At 32.1% G+C, this 15,137-nt stretch carries 17 protein-coding genes and 1 pseudogene; 14 read left to right on the top strand and 4 right to left on the bottom strand.

The features are described 5' to 3' along the window. The first annotated feature begins 2 nt into the window (after positions 1 to 2). Positions 3 to 305, top strand: a complete 303-nt coding sequence (rpsR, locus tag N5D03_RS04545; RefSeq protein ID WP_019976570.1) for a 30S ribosomal protein S18 — start codon at positions 3 to 5, stop codon at positions 303 to 305. A gap of 21 nt (positions 306 to 326) precedes the next feature. Beyond that, positions 327 to 824 (top strand): annotated as a pseudogene (gene rplI, locus N5D03_RS04540) (50S ribosomal protein L9); the annotation flags it as partial. A 209-nt stretch (positions 825 to 1,033) separates the two neighbouring features. Here rplI and N5D03_RS04535 read toward each other — a convergent pair. Further along, positions 1,034 to 1,858, bottom strand: coding sequence for a DUF5694 domain-containing protein (locus tag N5D03_RS04535; protein WP_280051040.1), 825 nt, complete (start codon positions 1,856 to 1,858; stop codon positions 1,034 to 1,036). A 469-nt stretch (positions 1,859 to 2,327) separates the two neighbouring features. Between N5D03_RS04535 and N5D03_RS04530 the strand changes: the two genes are divergently transcribed. Further along, positions 2,328 to 3,068 carry a histidine kinase gene (locus tag N5D03_RS04530; protein WP_185144074.1) on the top strand — a complete coding sequence of 247 codons (741 nt, stop codon included), beginning with the start codon at positions 2,328 to 2,330 and terminating at the stop codon, positions 3,066 to 3,068. Next, positions 3,055 to 3,735 carry a LytTR family DNA-binding domain-containing protein gene (locus N5D03_RS04525; RefSeq protein WP_125348776.1) on the top strand — a complete coding sequence of 227 codons (681 nt, stop codon included), beginning with the start codon at positions 3,055 to 3,057 and terminating at the stop codon, positions 3,733 to 3,735. Before N5D03_RS04530 ends, N5D03_RS04525 begins: the two co-directional genes overlap by 14 nt. Positions 3,736 to 3,865: 130 nt before the next feature. On the opposite strand, the gene aroC is transcribed toward N5D03_RS04525, so the two are convergent. Then, positions 3,866 to 4,924: a chorismate synthase gene (gene aroC / locus N5D03_RS04520; RefSeq protein WP_115001405.1), complete on the bottom strand. Its 1,059-nt coding sequence runs from the start codon at positions 4,922 to 4,924 to the stop codon at positions 3,866 to 3,868. 23 nt (positions 4,925 to 4,947) lie between these two features. Further along, entirely contained in the window at positions 4,948 to 6,021 is a 1,074-nt protein-coding gene (locus N5D03_RS04515; RefSeq protein ID WP_038334667.1) for a ketoacyl-ACP synthase III, read from the bottom strand. Positions 6,022 to 6,144: 123 nt separating this feature from the next. Here N5D03_RS04515 and N5D03_RS04510 point away from each other — a divergent pair, with 123 nt between their 5' ends. The 10 genes from N5D03_RS04510 to N5D03_RS04465 all read left to right on the top strand — a co-directional run bounded on the left by N5D03_RS04510 (position 6,145) and on the right by N5D03_RS04465 (position 13,946). Further along, the gene (locus N5D03_RS04510; protein ID WP_115001408.1) at positions 6,145 to 6,708 is read left to right on the top strand and encodes a hypothetical protein; all 564 of its coding nucleotides are present in this window, start codon (positions 6,145 to 6,147) and stop codon (positions 6,706 to 6,708) included. A 25-nt stretch (positions 6,709 to 6,733) separates the two neighbouring features. Beyond that, the gene (gene ubiE / locus N5D03_RS04505; protein ID WP_038334486.1) at positions 6,734 to 7,474 is read left to right on the top strand and encodes a bifunctional demethylmenaquinone methyltransferase/2-methoxy-6-polyprenyl-1,4-benzoquinol methylase UbiE; all 741 of its coding nucleotides are present in this window, start codon (positions 6,734 to 6,736) and stop codon (positions 7,472 to 7,474) included. A 26-nt stretch (positions 7,475 to 7,500) separates the two neighbouring features. Then, entirely contained in the window at positions 7,501 to 8,301 is an 801-nt protein-coding gene (locus tag N5D03_RS04500) for a porin family protein (RefSeq protein ID WP_038334485.1), read from the top strand. Between the two features lie 52 nt (positions 8,302 to 8,353). Beyond that, positions 8,354 to 9,493 (top strand): acyl-CoA dehydrogenase family protein, encoded by a 1,140-nt coding sequence (locus N5D03_RS04495; RefSeq protein ID WP_219033597.1) that lies wholly within the window; start codon positions 8,354 to 8,356, stop codon positions 9,491 to 9,493. A 123-nt stretch (positions 9,494 to 9,616) separates the two neighbouring features. Continuing rightward, positions 9,617 to 10,477, top strand: coding sequence for a fumarylacetoacetate hydrolase family protein (locus N5D03_RS04490; protein WP_280051039.1), 861 nt, complete (start codon positions 9,617 to 9,619; stop codon positions 10,475 to 10,477). Between the two features lie 354 nt (positions 10,478 to 10,831). Then, on the top strand, positions 10,832 to 11,287 hold the full coding sequence (gene rplM, locus N5D03_RS04485) for a 50S ribosomal protein L13 (protein WP_038334665.1): 456 nt from the start codon (positions 10,832 to 10,834) through the stop codon (positions 11,285 to 11,287). A gap of 9 nt (positions 11,288 to 11,296) precedes the next feature. After that, positions 11,297 to 11,683: a 30S ribosomal protein S9 gene (rpsI, locus tag N5D03_RS04480; RefSeq protein ID WP_038334481.1), complete on the top strand. Its 387-nt coding sequence runs from the start codon at positions 11,297 to 11,299 to the stop codon at positions 11,681 to 11,683. A gap of 124 nt (positions 11,684 to 11,807) precedes the next feature. Continuing rightward, positions 11,808 to 12,554: a 30S ribosomal protein S2 gene (gene rpsB / locus N5D03_RS04475; protein WP_115001416.1), complete on the top strand. Its 747-nt coding sequence runs from the start codon at positions 11,808 to 11,810 to the stop codon at positions 12,552 to 12,554. A gap of 114 nt (positions 12,555 to 12,668) precedes the next feature. After that, positions 12,669 to 13,493 (top strand): translation elongation factor Ts, encoded by an 825-nt coding sequence (tsf, locus tag N5D03_RS04470; RefSeq protein WP_038334478.1) that lies wholly within the window; start codon positions 12,669 to 12,671, stop codon positions 13,491 to 13,493. Positions 13,494 to 13,622: 129 nt separating this feature from the next. After that, positions 13,623 to 13,946, top strand: a complete 324-nt coding sequence (locus tag N5D03_RS04465) for a T9SS type A sorting domain-containing protein (RefSeq protein WP_115001418.1) — start codon at positions 13,623 to 13,625, stop codon at positions 13,944 to 13,946. Positions 13,947 to 14,016: 70 nt separating this feature from the next. Here the strand turns inward: N5D03_RS04465 and N5D03_RS04460 are convergent, their stop codons facing one another. Beyond that, the gene (locus N5D03_RS04460; protein WP_038334476.1) at positions 14,017 to 14,796 is read right to left on the bottom strand and encodes a superoxide dismutase; all 780 of its coding nucleotides are present in this window, start codon (positions 14,794 to 14,796) and stop codon (positions 14,017 to 14,019) included. Between the last annotated feature and the right edge of the window lie 341 nt (positions 14,797 to 15,137).

Raw genomic sequence — 15,137 nt, 5'->3', positions numbered from 1 at the left:
CTATGGCAATTGACGATTTAGCAAAAAAAGCAGCTGGAGGTAGCGAATCAGAAATCCGTTATTTATCTCCTTTAGATATCGAAACACAATCAAACTCAAAATATTGTCGTTTCAAAAAATTTGGAATCAAATACGTTGACTATAAAGACGCTGATTTCTTAATTCAATTCGTGAATGAGCAAGGTAAAATTTTACCTCGTCGTTACACAGGAACATCTTTAAAATACCAAAGAAAAGTTTCTAAAGCGATCAAAAGAGCTCGTCACTTAGCATTAATGCCATTTATTGGTGATCAATTAAAATAATAACCTAAATATTAAAATATCATGAACGTAATTTTAAGACAAGATGTAGAAGGTTTAGGTTTTGAATTTGAAGTTGTTTCAGTAAAACCTGGATACGCACGTAACTTCTTAATCCCTCGTGGATTAGCATCAGTTGCAACTCCAAAAAATGTACAAGAATTAAATGAAGTTTTAGACGCTCGTAAAGCAGAAGAAGCTACATTAATCTCTGCAGCGAAAGAAAAAGCGGCTAAATTAGATGGTTTAGTTGTTAAAATCGACGCTAAAGTTGGTTCTGGAGACAAATTATTTGGATCTATCAACAATGCAGATTTAGCAGAAACTTTAGTAAAAGCTGGTGTTGAAATCGAGAAGAAAAACATTAGAATCCCTGGAAATACTATCAAACGTTTAGGAAAATACGAAGCTAAAGTTCGTTTCCACAGAGATGTTGAAGTAGATTTCGGATTTGAAATTGTACCAGATGCTGCATCTATCAAAGCTGCTGAAGAAGCTGCTAAAACTAGAGCAGAATTAGCTAAATTAGATGCTCAAAAAGCAGCTAATGCTACTAAAGAAGAAGGTTCTTTCTTCAACTATGATAACCCTATTTACGCTAACGACAAGAAAGCAAAAAAAGAGGAAGTATCTGAAGAAGTTGTTACAGAAGAAACTCCATCTACAGAAGAATAATTATTATTCAACTATATATAAAAAAACCTCGCAGTTTGCGAGGTTTTTTTATGCTTTTATTTTAGATAATCTAACGTATTTACTTCTTTAAACTTTGGCGAACGTCGTAAGAAATCTTTGAAGAAAGCCGTATGCGTAGCACCCATTAATACAAAAATACGATCGTCTTTTGTAATCGGCACATTGTTCATATTTGAGAACATAGCTAAATTTCTATGATAATATTTCGCCGCTTGCTCTGCTCCTACTGGATATTTTTTGTATGAAACCGTCGTTAACATATCCGCATTAACTGCAACAGAAAAATCTAAAAATTCTGGTTGATTATAGTACTGCAATAACTCTTTCAATTTCACATCTTTTTTTGTAATTCCATTTTTTGAATCATTATTTCGGAACATTTCAATGTATTTTTTGAATGTAATCGAATCATCTTGCTCTTTCAACAAATCACCAAGCATATAAAGATAATCTTCTTGATAATTAATTCCGTAAATTTTCTTCGATCCGCTTAGTCTCCCAACTTCATAAGCCAATAACTCAACTTCGTTTGGATTTTCAAACTTCATTTTAGGATTAAGTAAATAATCTTGAAAAAGTTTATTCAACACTTTATTGCGAGAAGGATTTTGTTCAACTAAAATAATTGTAGGTTTAAAAGCCGCAATCTGCTTTGCTATTTCATGTATTTGACGAACATTATCTTGGTTATTCTCATCAAATTCAGTCGTACTTGCATCTGGAGTATATCCCATGTGAAAAGTTCCCATATTAAGAACTGGAATAGCATCATCAAATTTTGTTTGAAATTGATATTTTGTTTGAGCAGATAAATTCATAGTACCAATAAATGTAGCAATTGCAATAAATAAGTTTTTCATTTGAGTTAATTTTTAATTATGATTCAAATTTCTGTGATTCTGAAAAAATTGACTTTTATTTATCGACTAACCCATTTGAATAATCGACGAATCACTTCACTTTTATGTAGAAAAGAATCTAATTTTACAAAAAACAAAAACAATGGAAGATGATAAAAAAAATTTAAGCTTCTCAAATCAAAAAAGCGTATTTATACTTTTAGGTTTTTGGGTTATTTACATTCTGTTTGATTACATAACAATTGGATTAGTTAATCTAACTAACGGAAATTCATTTTTTAAATCAATTACATTATTTGCATCAACAATGTATATTGTTCAGTTAATTACAATTTTTATTATCTATTTTTTTATTGCCCCCTATTTTCTTAAAAAAATCAATTGGAAATCGATATTATTCTCTATAATATGTTCCTTTACAACATTCATTATTGTTCGTTATTTTATTGAGCAAATTATTACAGATTTTTTGTTCCATAAAGTCAATTATTTTGAAGGAACAACGATTAGTTTTTACATTTACGACAATTTACATTATGGTTCTTTTATCGTTTTTTCGTCACTTTTTTTATGGATGACATTCCATTCAATCCATACACTAAAACAAAATAACATCATTGAAAAAGAGAAAAAAGAAGCTGAAATTAATTTTCTCAAATCTCAAATTAATCCTCATTTTTTGTTTAATACACTCAATAATATTTATAGTTTGGTGAGTGTAAATTCTCCTCATTCGTTAAAAGCAATCGAAAATTTGAGTGCAATTATGCGTTTTACAACCTACGAAACCAATAAAGATAAAATTGAAATTGAACGAGAAATTGATTACATCAATCAATATTTAGATTTGGAGCAGATTCGTTATGGAGAAAAATTTTATGTCGAAAAAGAATTTTTGATTGAGAATTCTAAAAAATTAATTCATCCATATATTATTTCGCCTTTAATCGAAAATGCAATAAAACATGGTGTTGTAAAAGACATTAATCATCCAATTAAAATCAATTTAAAAACTAATTCTGAATACCTTGAGATTTCCGTTTCAAATAAAATTAATCAACATCAAAAAGATGAAACTTCAGGAATTGGATTAACGAATTTGAAAAAAAGATTGAATTATTATTTCGGAAATAATTATACTTTCGAAATTAAAAACGATTATGAAACCTTTCATATTTACTTAAAAATTCCATTAAATGACGAAAATTAAGTGTATTATTTTAGACGATGAACCTTTAGCTGTTGAATTATTGAAAAAACATGCTTCTGAAAATGAAAATTTAATTGTTTCACTTGCAACAACTGAAGTTTTTGAAGCAATTGATTTTCTCAAAAATAATAAAGTTGATCTTATTTTCACAGATATTCAAATGCCCGAATTGACTGGAATTCAGTTGATGAAAATCCTTGATCATTCTCAGAAATTCATTGTCACAACAGCTTATCAAGATTATGCTTTAGAAAGTTTTAATTTTCATGTGGTTGATTATTTATTGAAACCTATTACGAAAGAACGTTTTGATGCCTCTATAAAAAAATATGTTGATTTTTTTCAAACGACATCAACTAAAAATCAGTCGACTTATTTGTTTGTAAAAGCAAATGGAAAGCAAGTAAAAATTAATTTTTCAGATTTAATTTACATTGAAGGTTTGAAAGATTATATTCGAATTCATACCAAAACTGAAAAAATATTAGTCTTAGAAACCATGAAGTCTTTCGAAGAAAAATTACCAAATCATTTCAAAAGAATTCATCGTTCGTATATCATCAATCTTGATTTTTTAACTTCTATTGATGGAAATTCTGTTTATCTCAATCAGAAAATTTTACCAATTGGAGAAACTTATCGAAAAGAAATGAAGGATTTTGGTTAAGAATTATTAAGAACAAAAAATACTTGTCTTTTCGAGCTTGTCGAAAAATCTCAGATTCTTCATTTCGTTAACACTGCATTCAGAATGACAATCACAAAAAACTCCAACTTTAAAGGTTGGAGTTTTTTGTTTATATATTTCTTGTTCGTTGTATCAGCAACATATCAGCCAAAACCATCGCAGCTAAACTTTCTACAATAGGAACGGCTCTTGGAACAACACAAGGATCGTGACGACCTTTTCCATGCATTTCTACCATTTTGCCATCTGCATTCAACGTTGTTTGTTCTTGCATTAATGTCGCAACTGGCTTGAAAGCAACTTTAAAATAAATATCCATTCCATTTGAAACTCCACCTTGTATTCCTCCAGAATAATTGGTTCTTGTTGTTCCATCTTGGTTGAATTGATCATTCATTTCTGAACCTTTCATCGATGTAGAAGCAAAACCTTCGCCGTATTCAAAACCTTTTACGGCATTTATCGACATCATCGCCTGTCCTAAACGTGCATGCAATTTATCAAAAATTGGTTCACCTAAACCAACTGGCACATTTTGAATAACACAAGTTACTTCACCTCCAATTGTATCACCTTCTTTGCGAATTTCTTTGATACGATTAATCATTTTTTCTGCCATTTCTAGATCTGGACAACGAACTGCCGTTTCTTCAATTTTAGAAAAATCTAATGTAGAATAATCATTATCCAACTTCAACTCACCTACTCCGCTTACATAAGCTGTAATATTGATATTTGGAATCACATGTTTTGCAACAGCACCACCAACAACCCAATTAGCCGTTTCTCGCGCAGAAGTTCTTCCTCCACCTCTATGATCGCGAACACCATATTTGGTTTCGTATGTAAAATCGGCATGAGAAGGACGAAAAACGTCTTTTATATGATCGTAATCGTGAGATTTTTGATTATCATTCGGAATAATAAACCCGATAGAAGCACCTGTTGTTTTTCCTTCAAAAATACCTGAAAGAAATTGTACTGTATCTGGTTCTTTTCGTTGTGTCACAATTGCAGATTGTCCTGGTTTACGACGATCTAATTGCGCTTGTATCCAATCAAAATCTAATTCGATTCCACTTGGAACGCCATCAATTACACCTCCAATCGCTACACCATGACTTTCGCCAAAAGTTGAAATTTTAAATAGTCTTCCGAATGTATTCACAATAGTATATGTGTTTTTTGTTTTTATTTTTCGAATTGATAAATCACTGCATTAACATTCATTGTAGCTCCAACAGAAGCTAAAATAATTTTATCATTTGCGTGAAATTGATGAGGAGCTAATTCTCCTTTTTTGATTAAATCAAACATTGTAGGAACCGTTGCTACAGATGTATTTCCTAAGAATTGAACTGTCATTGGATCAATTTTTTCTGGTACAGCTACACCATATAATTTGTATAAACGCTCTATCATTGCATGATCCATTTTTGCATTTGCTTGGTGCAATAAAATTTTATCAATATCGGTAATTGATAAATTTGTTTCATCTAACAATTCTTTAATTGCTGGTGGAACATTTTTTAATACGAATTCGTAAACTTTACGACCTTTCATATTAATTGTTTTGATTGAACCTTTATAATCTGGATTTGCAGAACGTCCATTTGTCAAGTAAGCCAATTCATCACCTGTATAACTTAACGTTTCGTGATTGATGATTCCATATTTATAATCAGCTTCTTTCGCTTCCAAAACAACTGCTCCTGCTCCATCTGCAAAAATCATCGCAGAACGATCATGCGGATCTACAGCACGAGATAACGTATCAGAACCGATTACCAAAACTTTCTTTGCAATATTTGCTTGAATAAATTGATGTCCTAAAATCAATGATTCTATCCAACCTGGACAACCAAATGTCATATCATAAGGCTTACATTTTAGGTTTTTGATTCCTAAATTGTGTTTTACTTTTGCCGAAATTGACGGCATGATATCAATTTGATGACCAACAGGATCAATATCTCCAAAGTTGTGCCCAACGATTATATAATCTAATTCTTCTGGATTAACACCAGATTCTTCAATTGCTTTTTTAGCAGCAAAAGTTGCGATATCAGAATTTAATAAATCATCTTCTACATATCTTCTTTCTCTGATTTCTGTAATTTCCTCAAATTTACGCGTAATTTCTTCACCAGTTTTATCCAAACGATTTCCACTTTCGTCATAAAATTCGTGGTTAACAAAATCTTCGTTCGTAACAATTCTATTCGGTAAATAGTGTCCAGAACCTGTAATTACAGAGTTTATCATATTAATATTGTTCAATTTTAATAAAAAAATAATAGCGACAAAGTTACACATTTCATTAAAATAGTCATGAAAAATATGTAATAACTCATACCGAAATTAATAAAGTATATTTAATTTAGCAGCATGAAAAAAAATCCTTCATTAATTGGTCTTTTAATCGTCTGTGGATTAGCTGCTTTGATCGTTGTTATTTATAACACTTTTTTGAGCAAAAAAGATGGGTATGTGATTGACAATCCATCAAACAAAACCTTGACAATCAAAATTAACGATAAAGATTTTACAATTGCACCGCAACAAAATGCACGAGTAGACCTGAAAAAAGGAAAAGCGCATATCGTTTATAGTTTTAATAATAAAAATGTAGATACGGTTGTAGATATTACAAGAGCAAATGGTTTTATAAATCCTACACATCAAGAATATTATACATTTACACGACCTTATGGTGTTAGAAAAAACAAAGATTCTATCTTTTTATCAAACAACATTGCAATAGATAACAAGGTTTATCACGGAATTATCGAAAAATCTTCTCAATTATACATCGAAAACTTTTACTATAACATTGATCAGGATTATCCTAAAATGTTCATAAAAAGTGGCGGAAGCGAGAAAGCAACTGATTTATCGAAAATATTTAACAAAGAAGATTTTAAACAATTTTATTTCGAGAATTACGAATAAGATTTAGATTTTATAACTTTACAAAATGGCAAATCATCAACACGATGCAGTAACTCCTTACGAAGCATCAGATCTAAATAAAAAGAAACAAGTCGAGCAAATGTTCGATAATATTTCGCCAAAATACGATTTATTAAACCGTGTTTTATCAATGGGAATCGACATTCAATGGCGAAAAGATGTTATCAAAATGGTAAAAGCTTCTCAACCAAAAACGATTTTAGATATCGCGACTGGAACAGGAGATTTAGCGATTATGATGGGTAAAAATACCGATGCAAAAATTACTGGATTAGACTTATCTAACGGAATGTTGGAAGTTGGTCGCAAAAAAGTAAAAGAAGCTGGATTAGAAAATCGTATCGAAATGGTGCAAGGTGATTCGGAAAATTTACCTTTTCCTGATAACACTTTTGACTGTGTGACCGTTTCTTTTGGTGTTCGTAATTTTGAAAACTTAGAGAAAGGTTTAGCAGAAATTAATCGTGTTTTAAGACCTGGAGGAACTTTCGTTATTTTAGAATTTTCTTATCCTACAGCTTTTCCAATGAAACAGTTGTACACATTTTATTCTAAAAATATTTTACCTGCAATTGGTAAAATGGTTTCGAAAGATCAAAGTGCTTATACCTATTTACCAGATTCAGTTCGTGCTTTTCCACATGGAGAAGAAATGAAAAACATTCTGAAAAGTGTAAAATTTACACAACCTATTGATAAAAAACTTACTTTTGGTATTGCAAGCATTTATAAAAGTATAAAATAAATTTGCTTGTTATTCGTTGAAAGTCTATGAGAAAAAATCTAATCATCGCATTATCGTTAACTGTTGCTAGCATTGCAAATGCGCAGTTTCGCCCTAATAATGACAGAAGCGAAAACAGAACTGAAACTGATCAGAAAAAATTTAGTTTTGGATATTTCTTGGGAACTAATATGATGAGTTACAAGATTGTTCCTAAAGCACAAACTAACCCTGTCCCTGGAGCTCCTCAAATTCCAGAAGATGATGGAGTAAATGAACACGGTTTAGTTTATTTAGATCAAGAAAGTAAAGCTGGTTTCTCTGTTGGATTAATCGCTAAAATGCGTGTGAATGATTACATCGACTTAAAGTCTGAACCAGGATTGCATTTTGCACAACGTATTTTACATTTTCGTAACGCCCCTTTAGCTGGAACATCAACTGGTACTTACGAAGGAGATTTAGAAGATTCTAATGTAAAACGCGAAGTAAAATCTACTTATATCGAAATCCCATTGTTACTTAACTTTCACGGAGATCGTTGGTTCAATACACGTCCATATATTCAAGGAGGTTTGGGTTATCTAATGAATTTACAATCGAACGAAAATAAAGAAGACGATAACGCTACTGGAGTTTTCAGAACAACAACGAATAACTTTAACTGGCAAGCAGAAATTGGTGTTGAAATTTATTTCAAACGATTTAAACTTACACCAGCCCTAAAAGGTATGTTCTTCTTTAATAATGAAATTGTTCCTGATAAACCTTCTACAGATCCTTATTGGACAGGAAGTTTGAATTCATTATCAACCAGAGCATTTGTTTTTTCTCTAAAATTTGAATAAAAATTTAAAGTCATAATCATAAAATAATAAAAACCATAAATAATATAATCACATGAATTTTCAATTATCGGAAGAACAATTAATGATTCAAGAAGCTGCTCGTGATTTCGCTAAAGCCGAATTATTACCAGGAGTTATCGAACGCGACGAAACATCTACTTTCCCAACTGATGCAGTAAAAAAAATGGGAGAACTTGGATTCTTAGGTATGATGGTTGACCCAAAATACGGAGGATCTGGTTTAGATAGCGTTTCTTATGTCATTGCAATGGAAGAAATCGCTAAAGTTGATGCTTCTGCTGCTGTTGTCATGTCAGTTAACAACTCTTTGGTTTGTGCTGGTATGGAAAAATATTGTAACGAAGATCAAAAACAAAAATATTTAGTACCATTAGCTTCTGGTCAAGTGATTGGAGCATTTTGTTTATCTGAGCCAGATGCTGGTTCTGATGCGACTTCTCAAAAAACTACTGCGGTAGATATGGGAGATTACTATTTATTAAATGGTACAAAAAACTGGATTACGAATGGTGGAACAGCTTCTACTTATTTAGTAATCGCTCAAACTGATCCAGAAAAAGGTCACAAAGGAATCAATGCTTTCATCGTAGAAAAAGGATGGGCAGGTTTCGAAATTGGACCAAAAGAACAAAAAATGGGAATCCGTGGTTCTGACACACATTCATTATTCTTTAATGATGTTAAAGTGCCAAAAGAAAACCGTATTGGTGAAGACGGATTTGGATTTGCTTTCGCAATGAATGTCTTAAACGGAGGACGTATTGGTATCGCTTCTCAAGCTTTAGGAATTGCACAAGGTGCTTATGAATTAGCGTTAGATTATGCAAAAATTCGTAAAGCCTTCAAAACAGAAATCATCAATCACCAAGCTGTTGCATTCAAATTAGCAGATATGGCAACTAATATTACAGCTGCTCGTATGTTATGTTTTAAAGCTGCGGTTGAGAAAGATGAGGGAAAAGACATTTCTATTTCTGGTGCAATGGCAAAACTATTTGCTTCTAAAACAGCGAACGAAGTTGCTTCGGAAGCCGTTCAAATTCATGGAGGAAATGGTTATGTTCGCGAGTATCATGTAGAACGTATGATGCGCGATGCAAAAATTACTCAGATTTACGAAGGAACATCAGAAATTCAAAAAATTGTAATTTCGAGAGGAATTGCTAAATAATTTTAAATAAATATAATTATTTTTTATCTTTATAAGACATCTGTTAATGACAGATGTCTTTTTTTATTTATTTAATCAAAAAACAATACGTCGTATATTTGTGGCGGAAAAAATATAAAGAAGATGAAAATTTTTAGATTCGGACCAAAAGGTCAGGAGAAATCAGGTGTAATCATCGATGAGAAAAAATTCGATGTTTCAGCATCAGGAATTATTTATGATGATGATTTTTTTGGAAATACAGAAAAACAAGAAACTTTACAAAAATATATCGAGCTTAACATTAACAGCTTGCCATTAGTTGAAGATGATGTACGTATTGGTACACCTTTAACTCGCCCAGGAAAAATTGTTTGTGTAGGTCTTAACTTTGATGATCACGTAAAAGAAACAGGTTTACAACAACAAGCAGAACCGATTATGTTTATCAAAGCGAATCAATCGTATAACGGACCAGAAGACGGAATTATGCAACCAAATGGTTCTACAAAAATGGACTGGGAAACAGAACTTTGTATTATTATTGGTGAAAAAGCAAATAATGTAACGGAAGAAGAGGCAATGAATCACGTATATGGTTATGCCTTAATTAATGATATTTCTGAGCGTGCTTTCCAAACAGAACGTGGAGGAACTTGGGACAAAGGAAAAGGATGTGATACATTTGCACCTGTTGGACCTTTTATTGCAACAAAAGACGAAATCGAGGATGTAAATAATTTACGTGTTTGGTTAAAATTAAACGGAGAATTAATGCAAGATGGTAATACAAGTGATTTTATTTACCGCATTCCTAAATTAATTTCTTACCTATCTCAATTTATGTCTTTCTTACCTGGAGATATTATTTCTACAGGTTCACCTGCAGGATCAGGAATGGGAAAAACACCTCAAGTTTGGTTAAAACCAGGAGATGTTATCGAGTATGGAATTGATGGTTTAGGTTCTACAACTCAAACTATTTTACCTTTCTCAAGAGGTTAAAAATAAGATATCTTACAATAAAAAAACGTGCAATTCAAAATTTGAATTGCACGTTTTTAACTTCTGTTTAGTATCATACTTAATTGATTAAACGATAAAACGTATTCTTTTTCATCCAATCAATTATTGATTTTAAAACAATCTATCAATTAAATAGAACGTCTAATTCGAAAAAAATATTGGATATTCAATTAATTAACGTAATTTTGCAAACGTTTTGACAACCGTCTAAATGGTACAAATCCATCAAAGTGACGAATAATTCCTAAAATCTTTTGGGAAAACAGAATCATTTTGTACATTTGCACCCCGATCGGATTGTCGGTAATTTATAAAATATTAAAAATCAAGATAGTGGACACGTTAAGTTACAAAACTTCATCAGCCAACAAAGAAACTGCTCAGAAAGAATGGGTAGTTGTGGACGCTTCTGACTTATCATTAGGTCGTTTAGCGTCAGGTGTTGCGAAGCTTATCAGAGGTAAGCACAAAACAAACTTCACTCCTCATGCAGATTGTGGAGATTATGTAATTGTTTTAAACGCTGACAAAATTCAATTAACAGGTAACAAATGGGATGACAAATTATACATCCGTCACACAGGTTACCCAGGTGGACAAAGATCTTTAACTGCGAAAGAAGTTTTTGCAAAAGATCCTGTACGCTTAATCGAAAAGTCAGTAAAAGGAATGTTACCTAAAAATAAATTAGGTAGTAAATTATTGACTAATTTACATGTATTTGTTGGTACTGAGCACAATCACGAAGCTCAACAACCAAAACAAATCGATATTAACGAATATTTATAATCTAATTCCATGGCAATAGTTCATAAAATCGGACGTAGAAAAACATCTGTTGCTCGTGTATACTTACAAGAAGGTAATGGAGAAATCTTCATTAACGGGCGCGAGTTAGCAATCTACTTCCCTACGGCAGTATTACAATACAAAGTAGAACAACCATTTTTAATCACTGGTACAAAAGAGAAATACAATGTAGATATCAAAGTATTTGGTGGTGGAATCACTGGTCAAGCTGAAGCAATTCGTTTAGCAATTTCTAGAGCTTTATGTGAAGTTGACGCAGATTTTCGTTTACAATTAAAACCAGAAGGGTTATTAACACGTGACCCACGTATGGTTGAACGTAAAAAATTCGGTCAAAAGAAAGCGCGTAAGAAATTCCAATTCTCTAAACGTTAATTTATTCAATTCATTAAAAAATCCATTTTCCGTTGGTTTAGCATCTAAACAAATAAGGCTAGAATTTTTCGACCACTTGTTTGTTGCTTGTTGAGATAACGGAACGTAAACTAAAAAAAAGAAAATGGCAAAAGTAAATGTAAAGGACTTATTAGGTGCTGGTGTGCACTTTGGTCACTTAACAAGAAAATGGAATCCGGCTATGGCTCCTTATATTTTTATGGAGAAAAACGGAATCCACATCATCGACCTTCACAAAACTGCAGTGAAATTAGATGAAGCATCTGAAGCTTTAGGAAAAATTGCTGCATCTGGACGTAAAGTTCTTTTTGTTGCAACTAAAAAACAAGCAAAAGATGTTGTAGCTAAGCATGCTGAAGAAATCAACATGCCTTATATTACAGAACGTTGGCCTGGTGGGATGTTAACTAACTTTGTTACTATCCGTAAAGCAGTTAAAAAAATGAATTCAATCGATCGTATGAAAAAAGACGGTACGTTTGAAACACTATCTAAAAAAGAAAGATTACAAGTTGATCGTCAAAGAGCATCTTTAGAGAAAAACTTAGGTTCTATCGCTGATATGACACGTTTACCATCTGCAGTATTTGTTGTAGATATTGTACGTGAGCACATCGCTATAGCAGAAGCTCAAAAATTGGGTATTCCAATCTTTGCAATGGTTGATACAAATACTGACCCCCGTCAAGTAGATTTCCCAATCCCTGCAAATGATGATGCTTCTAAATCTATCGATATCATCTTATCTACAGTAGCTGATTCTATCAAAGCTGGTTTATCTACACGTAAAGCAGAAAAAGAAAAAGCAAAAGAAGGTAAAGAAGAAGGAGCTGAAACAAAAGAAGCTTAACATTAACTTGATGATCAATTCATCGATATAATATACCTTGTAGCTCCTACACCACTTTGTGGTGTACGAGCTACTTTTATTTAAAATATTAAGAAACAAAATAAAAATATTACTATGAGCTACAAAGCAACAGCCGCTGAGGTAAGTAAATTAAGAAACGCAACTGGTGCGGGAATGATGGACTCTAAAAAAGCTTTAGAAGAAGCTGGTGGAGATTTCGATAAAGCAGTAGAGGTTTTACGTAAACAAGGACAAAAAGTAGCTGCTAAAAGAGCTGACCGTGATTCTACAGAAGGTGCAGTTATCGCTAAAGTTAACGCTGACCAAACTAAAGGTATCGTTATCGCTTTGAACTGTGAGACTGACTTCGTTGCTAAAAATGAAGCTTTCGTTGCTATGGCTAACGAAATCGCTGATTTAGCTTTAACAGTTAACTCTAAAGAAGAATTATTAGCTTTACCATTCGCTGGAATTACAGTTGGTGAAAAATTAACTGAGCAAACAGGTGTTATTGGAGAAAAAATCGAAATTGGTACTTTCCAAGCTATCGAAGGTGCTATCGTTAATTCTTACATCCACGCTGGTAACAAAATTGGTGCTGTAGTTTCTTTATCTGCTAACGTAGAAGGTGCTTCTGAAGTAGCTCGTGACGTTGCTATGCAAGTTGCTGCTATGAACCCAGTAGCATTAGATGAAACTTCTGTTGCTCAATCTGTAATTGACACTGAATTATCTATCGCTAGAGAAACTTTAGTTGCAGAAGGTAAACCAGAAAACATGATTGAAAACATCGCTCAAGGTAAATTACAAAAATTCTTCAAAGAGAATACATTAGTTCACCAAGCGTCAATCAAAGACGGAAAAACTTCTGTTCAAGATGTCGTTAAAGCTGTTAACGCTGACTTGAAAGTAACTGGATTTATCCGTTACAGCTTATAATAAGTTTATAATTTTTATTATATATCTTAAAGTGATGCTAAAATTTAGCATCACTTTTTTGTTTGGTATATATTTTGAAATGTTTGTTTTATAATTATTTATTTTTATATTTGTTAGGATTACAAGCATATGAAACACTTTATACTATTTATAACTATATTTTTATTCACCATAACATCTGCATCAGCTCAGTCGAGATTTGATCAGGACAAAGGCTCTGTTAGCATTTATCCAAATCCTGCGAGTTCTACGTTTACAATAAAATTTGATAATCCATCGAAAGCAAGTTCGGTATCTATATACTCGATTATTGGAAATGAAGTGATGAATAAAAAATTAGACGGAAGCCAGAAAGCAAACTTTAACGTACAAAGTTTGAAAAAAGGAAAATACATTGTTCGCGTTTTTAATGAAGATGGAACAACAGAAACACAATCGTTAATTAAGAATTAAGATTATTCATATAAAACAAAAAAGCTTCTCAAAAATTTGAGAAGCTTTTTTTATATCGTTACCCGAAAGTTTATTTCGCTTTCTTGTAATTATCTTCAACTTGTTTCCAATCCAAAACATTGTTAAACGCTTTCAAATAATCATCGCGTTTATTTTGGTATTTTAAATAATAAGCATGTTCCCAAACATCAATTCCTAAAATTGGCGTTCCTGCAACCTCTGCTCCTGGCATCAATGGATTATCTTGATTTGCTGTAGTTGTAACCGCCAAACTTCCGTCCGCTTTCACAACCAACCAAGCCCAACCAGAACCAAAACGTTTAGAACCTGCTTCGTCCAATTGCTTCATCAATTCTTCTGTAGAACCAAATGTTGCATCAATCTTCGCTTTAAGATCTCCTGTAGGCGCTTTCTGCGGCGTTGGAGACATAATATCGAAATATAGCATGTGATTGTAATATCCACCAGCATTGTTGCGTAAAGCAGCATTATTCATATCCATTTTTTTCAAAATGTCTACAATATCATTCGATTTGATATTTGCTTCTTTTAGCGCTGTATTCAATTTGTTGATGTATCCTAAATAATGTTTAGAGAAATGAACTTCCATTGTTTTTGCATCAATGTATTCGTTCAATTCATCGTAACCATATTTTAAAGGTTTAATTTGGAAAGTTCCTGGGTCAGCTTTAACATCTGTAGGATTTCCAACAGGCTCTGCAGCAGCTTGCACTGTATCTTGTTTTACAACTTCTTTAGTTGTTGAGTCAGCATTTTCTTTCTTCGTTTCGCATGACTGAACAAAGAAAAGAACACCCAAAACTGACATCAAAAATATACCCTTTTTCATCTTATTCTTTTATGTAGTTTACTTATGATATTAATATTTCTACTAAAATATACTAAAACTATCGAATATAAAATTGATTTCTTTTAATTTTCTGTTAAAATGGAGATTAGAATGTATTTTTATTACATTTATAATAATTAACACGAAACAAAATGACGATTAAAAATCTATTTGCAATCATAATCAAATTGATTGGTTTTTTCTTTATTATAGAAACTTTTATAACATTTTTTCCCGAGCAAATCAATCTGTTAATGAACTTTGATGTAATATTTCCTGAAGAAATAAAAAGTCAAAATATCGTTTTATTTCCTTACATCACGCTTATAATTCTATTCATT

The organism is Empedobacter sp. GD03861 (genome assembly GCF_029840885.1).
Taxonomy (GTDB): Bacteria; Bacteroidota; Bacteroidia; order Flavobacteriales; family Weeksellaceae; genus Empedobacter; species Empedobacter falsenii_B.
Note: the sequence above shows the minus strand (reverse complement) of the source record. Positions and strands in the feature narration are given on the sequence as shown.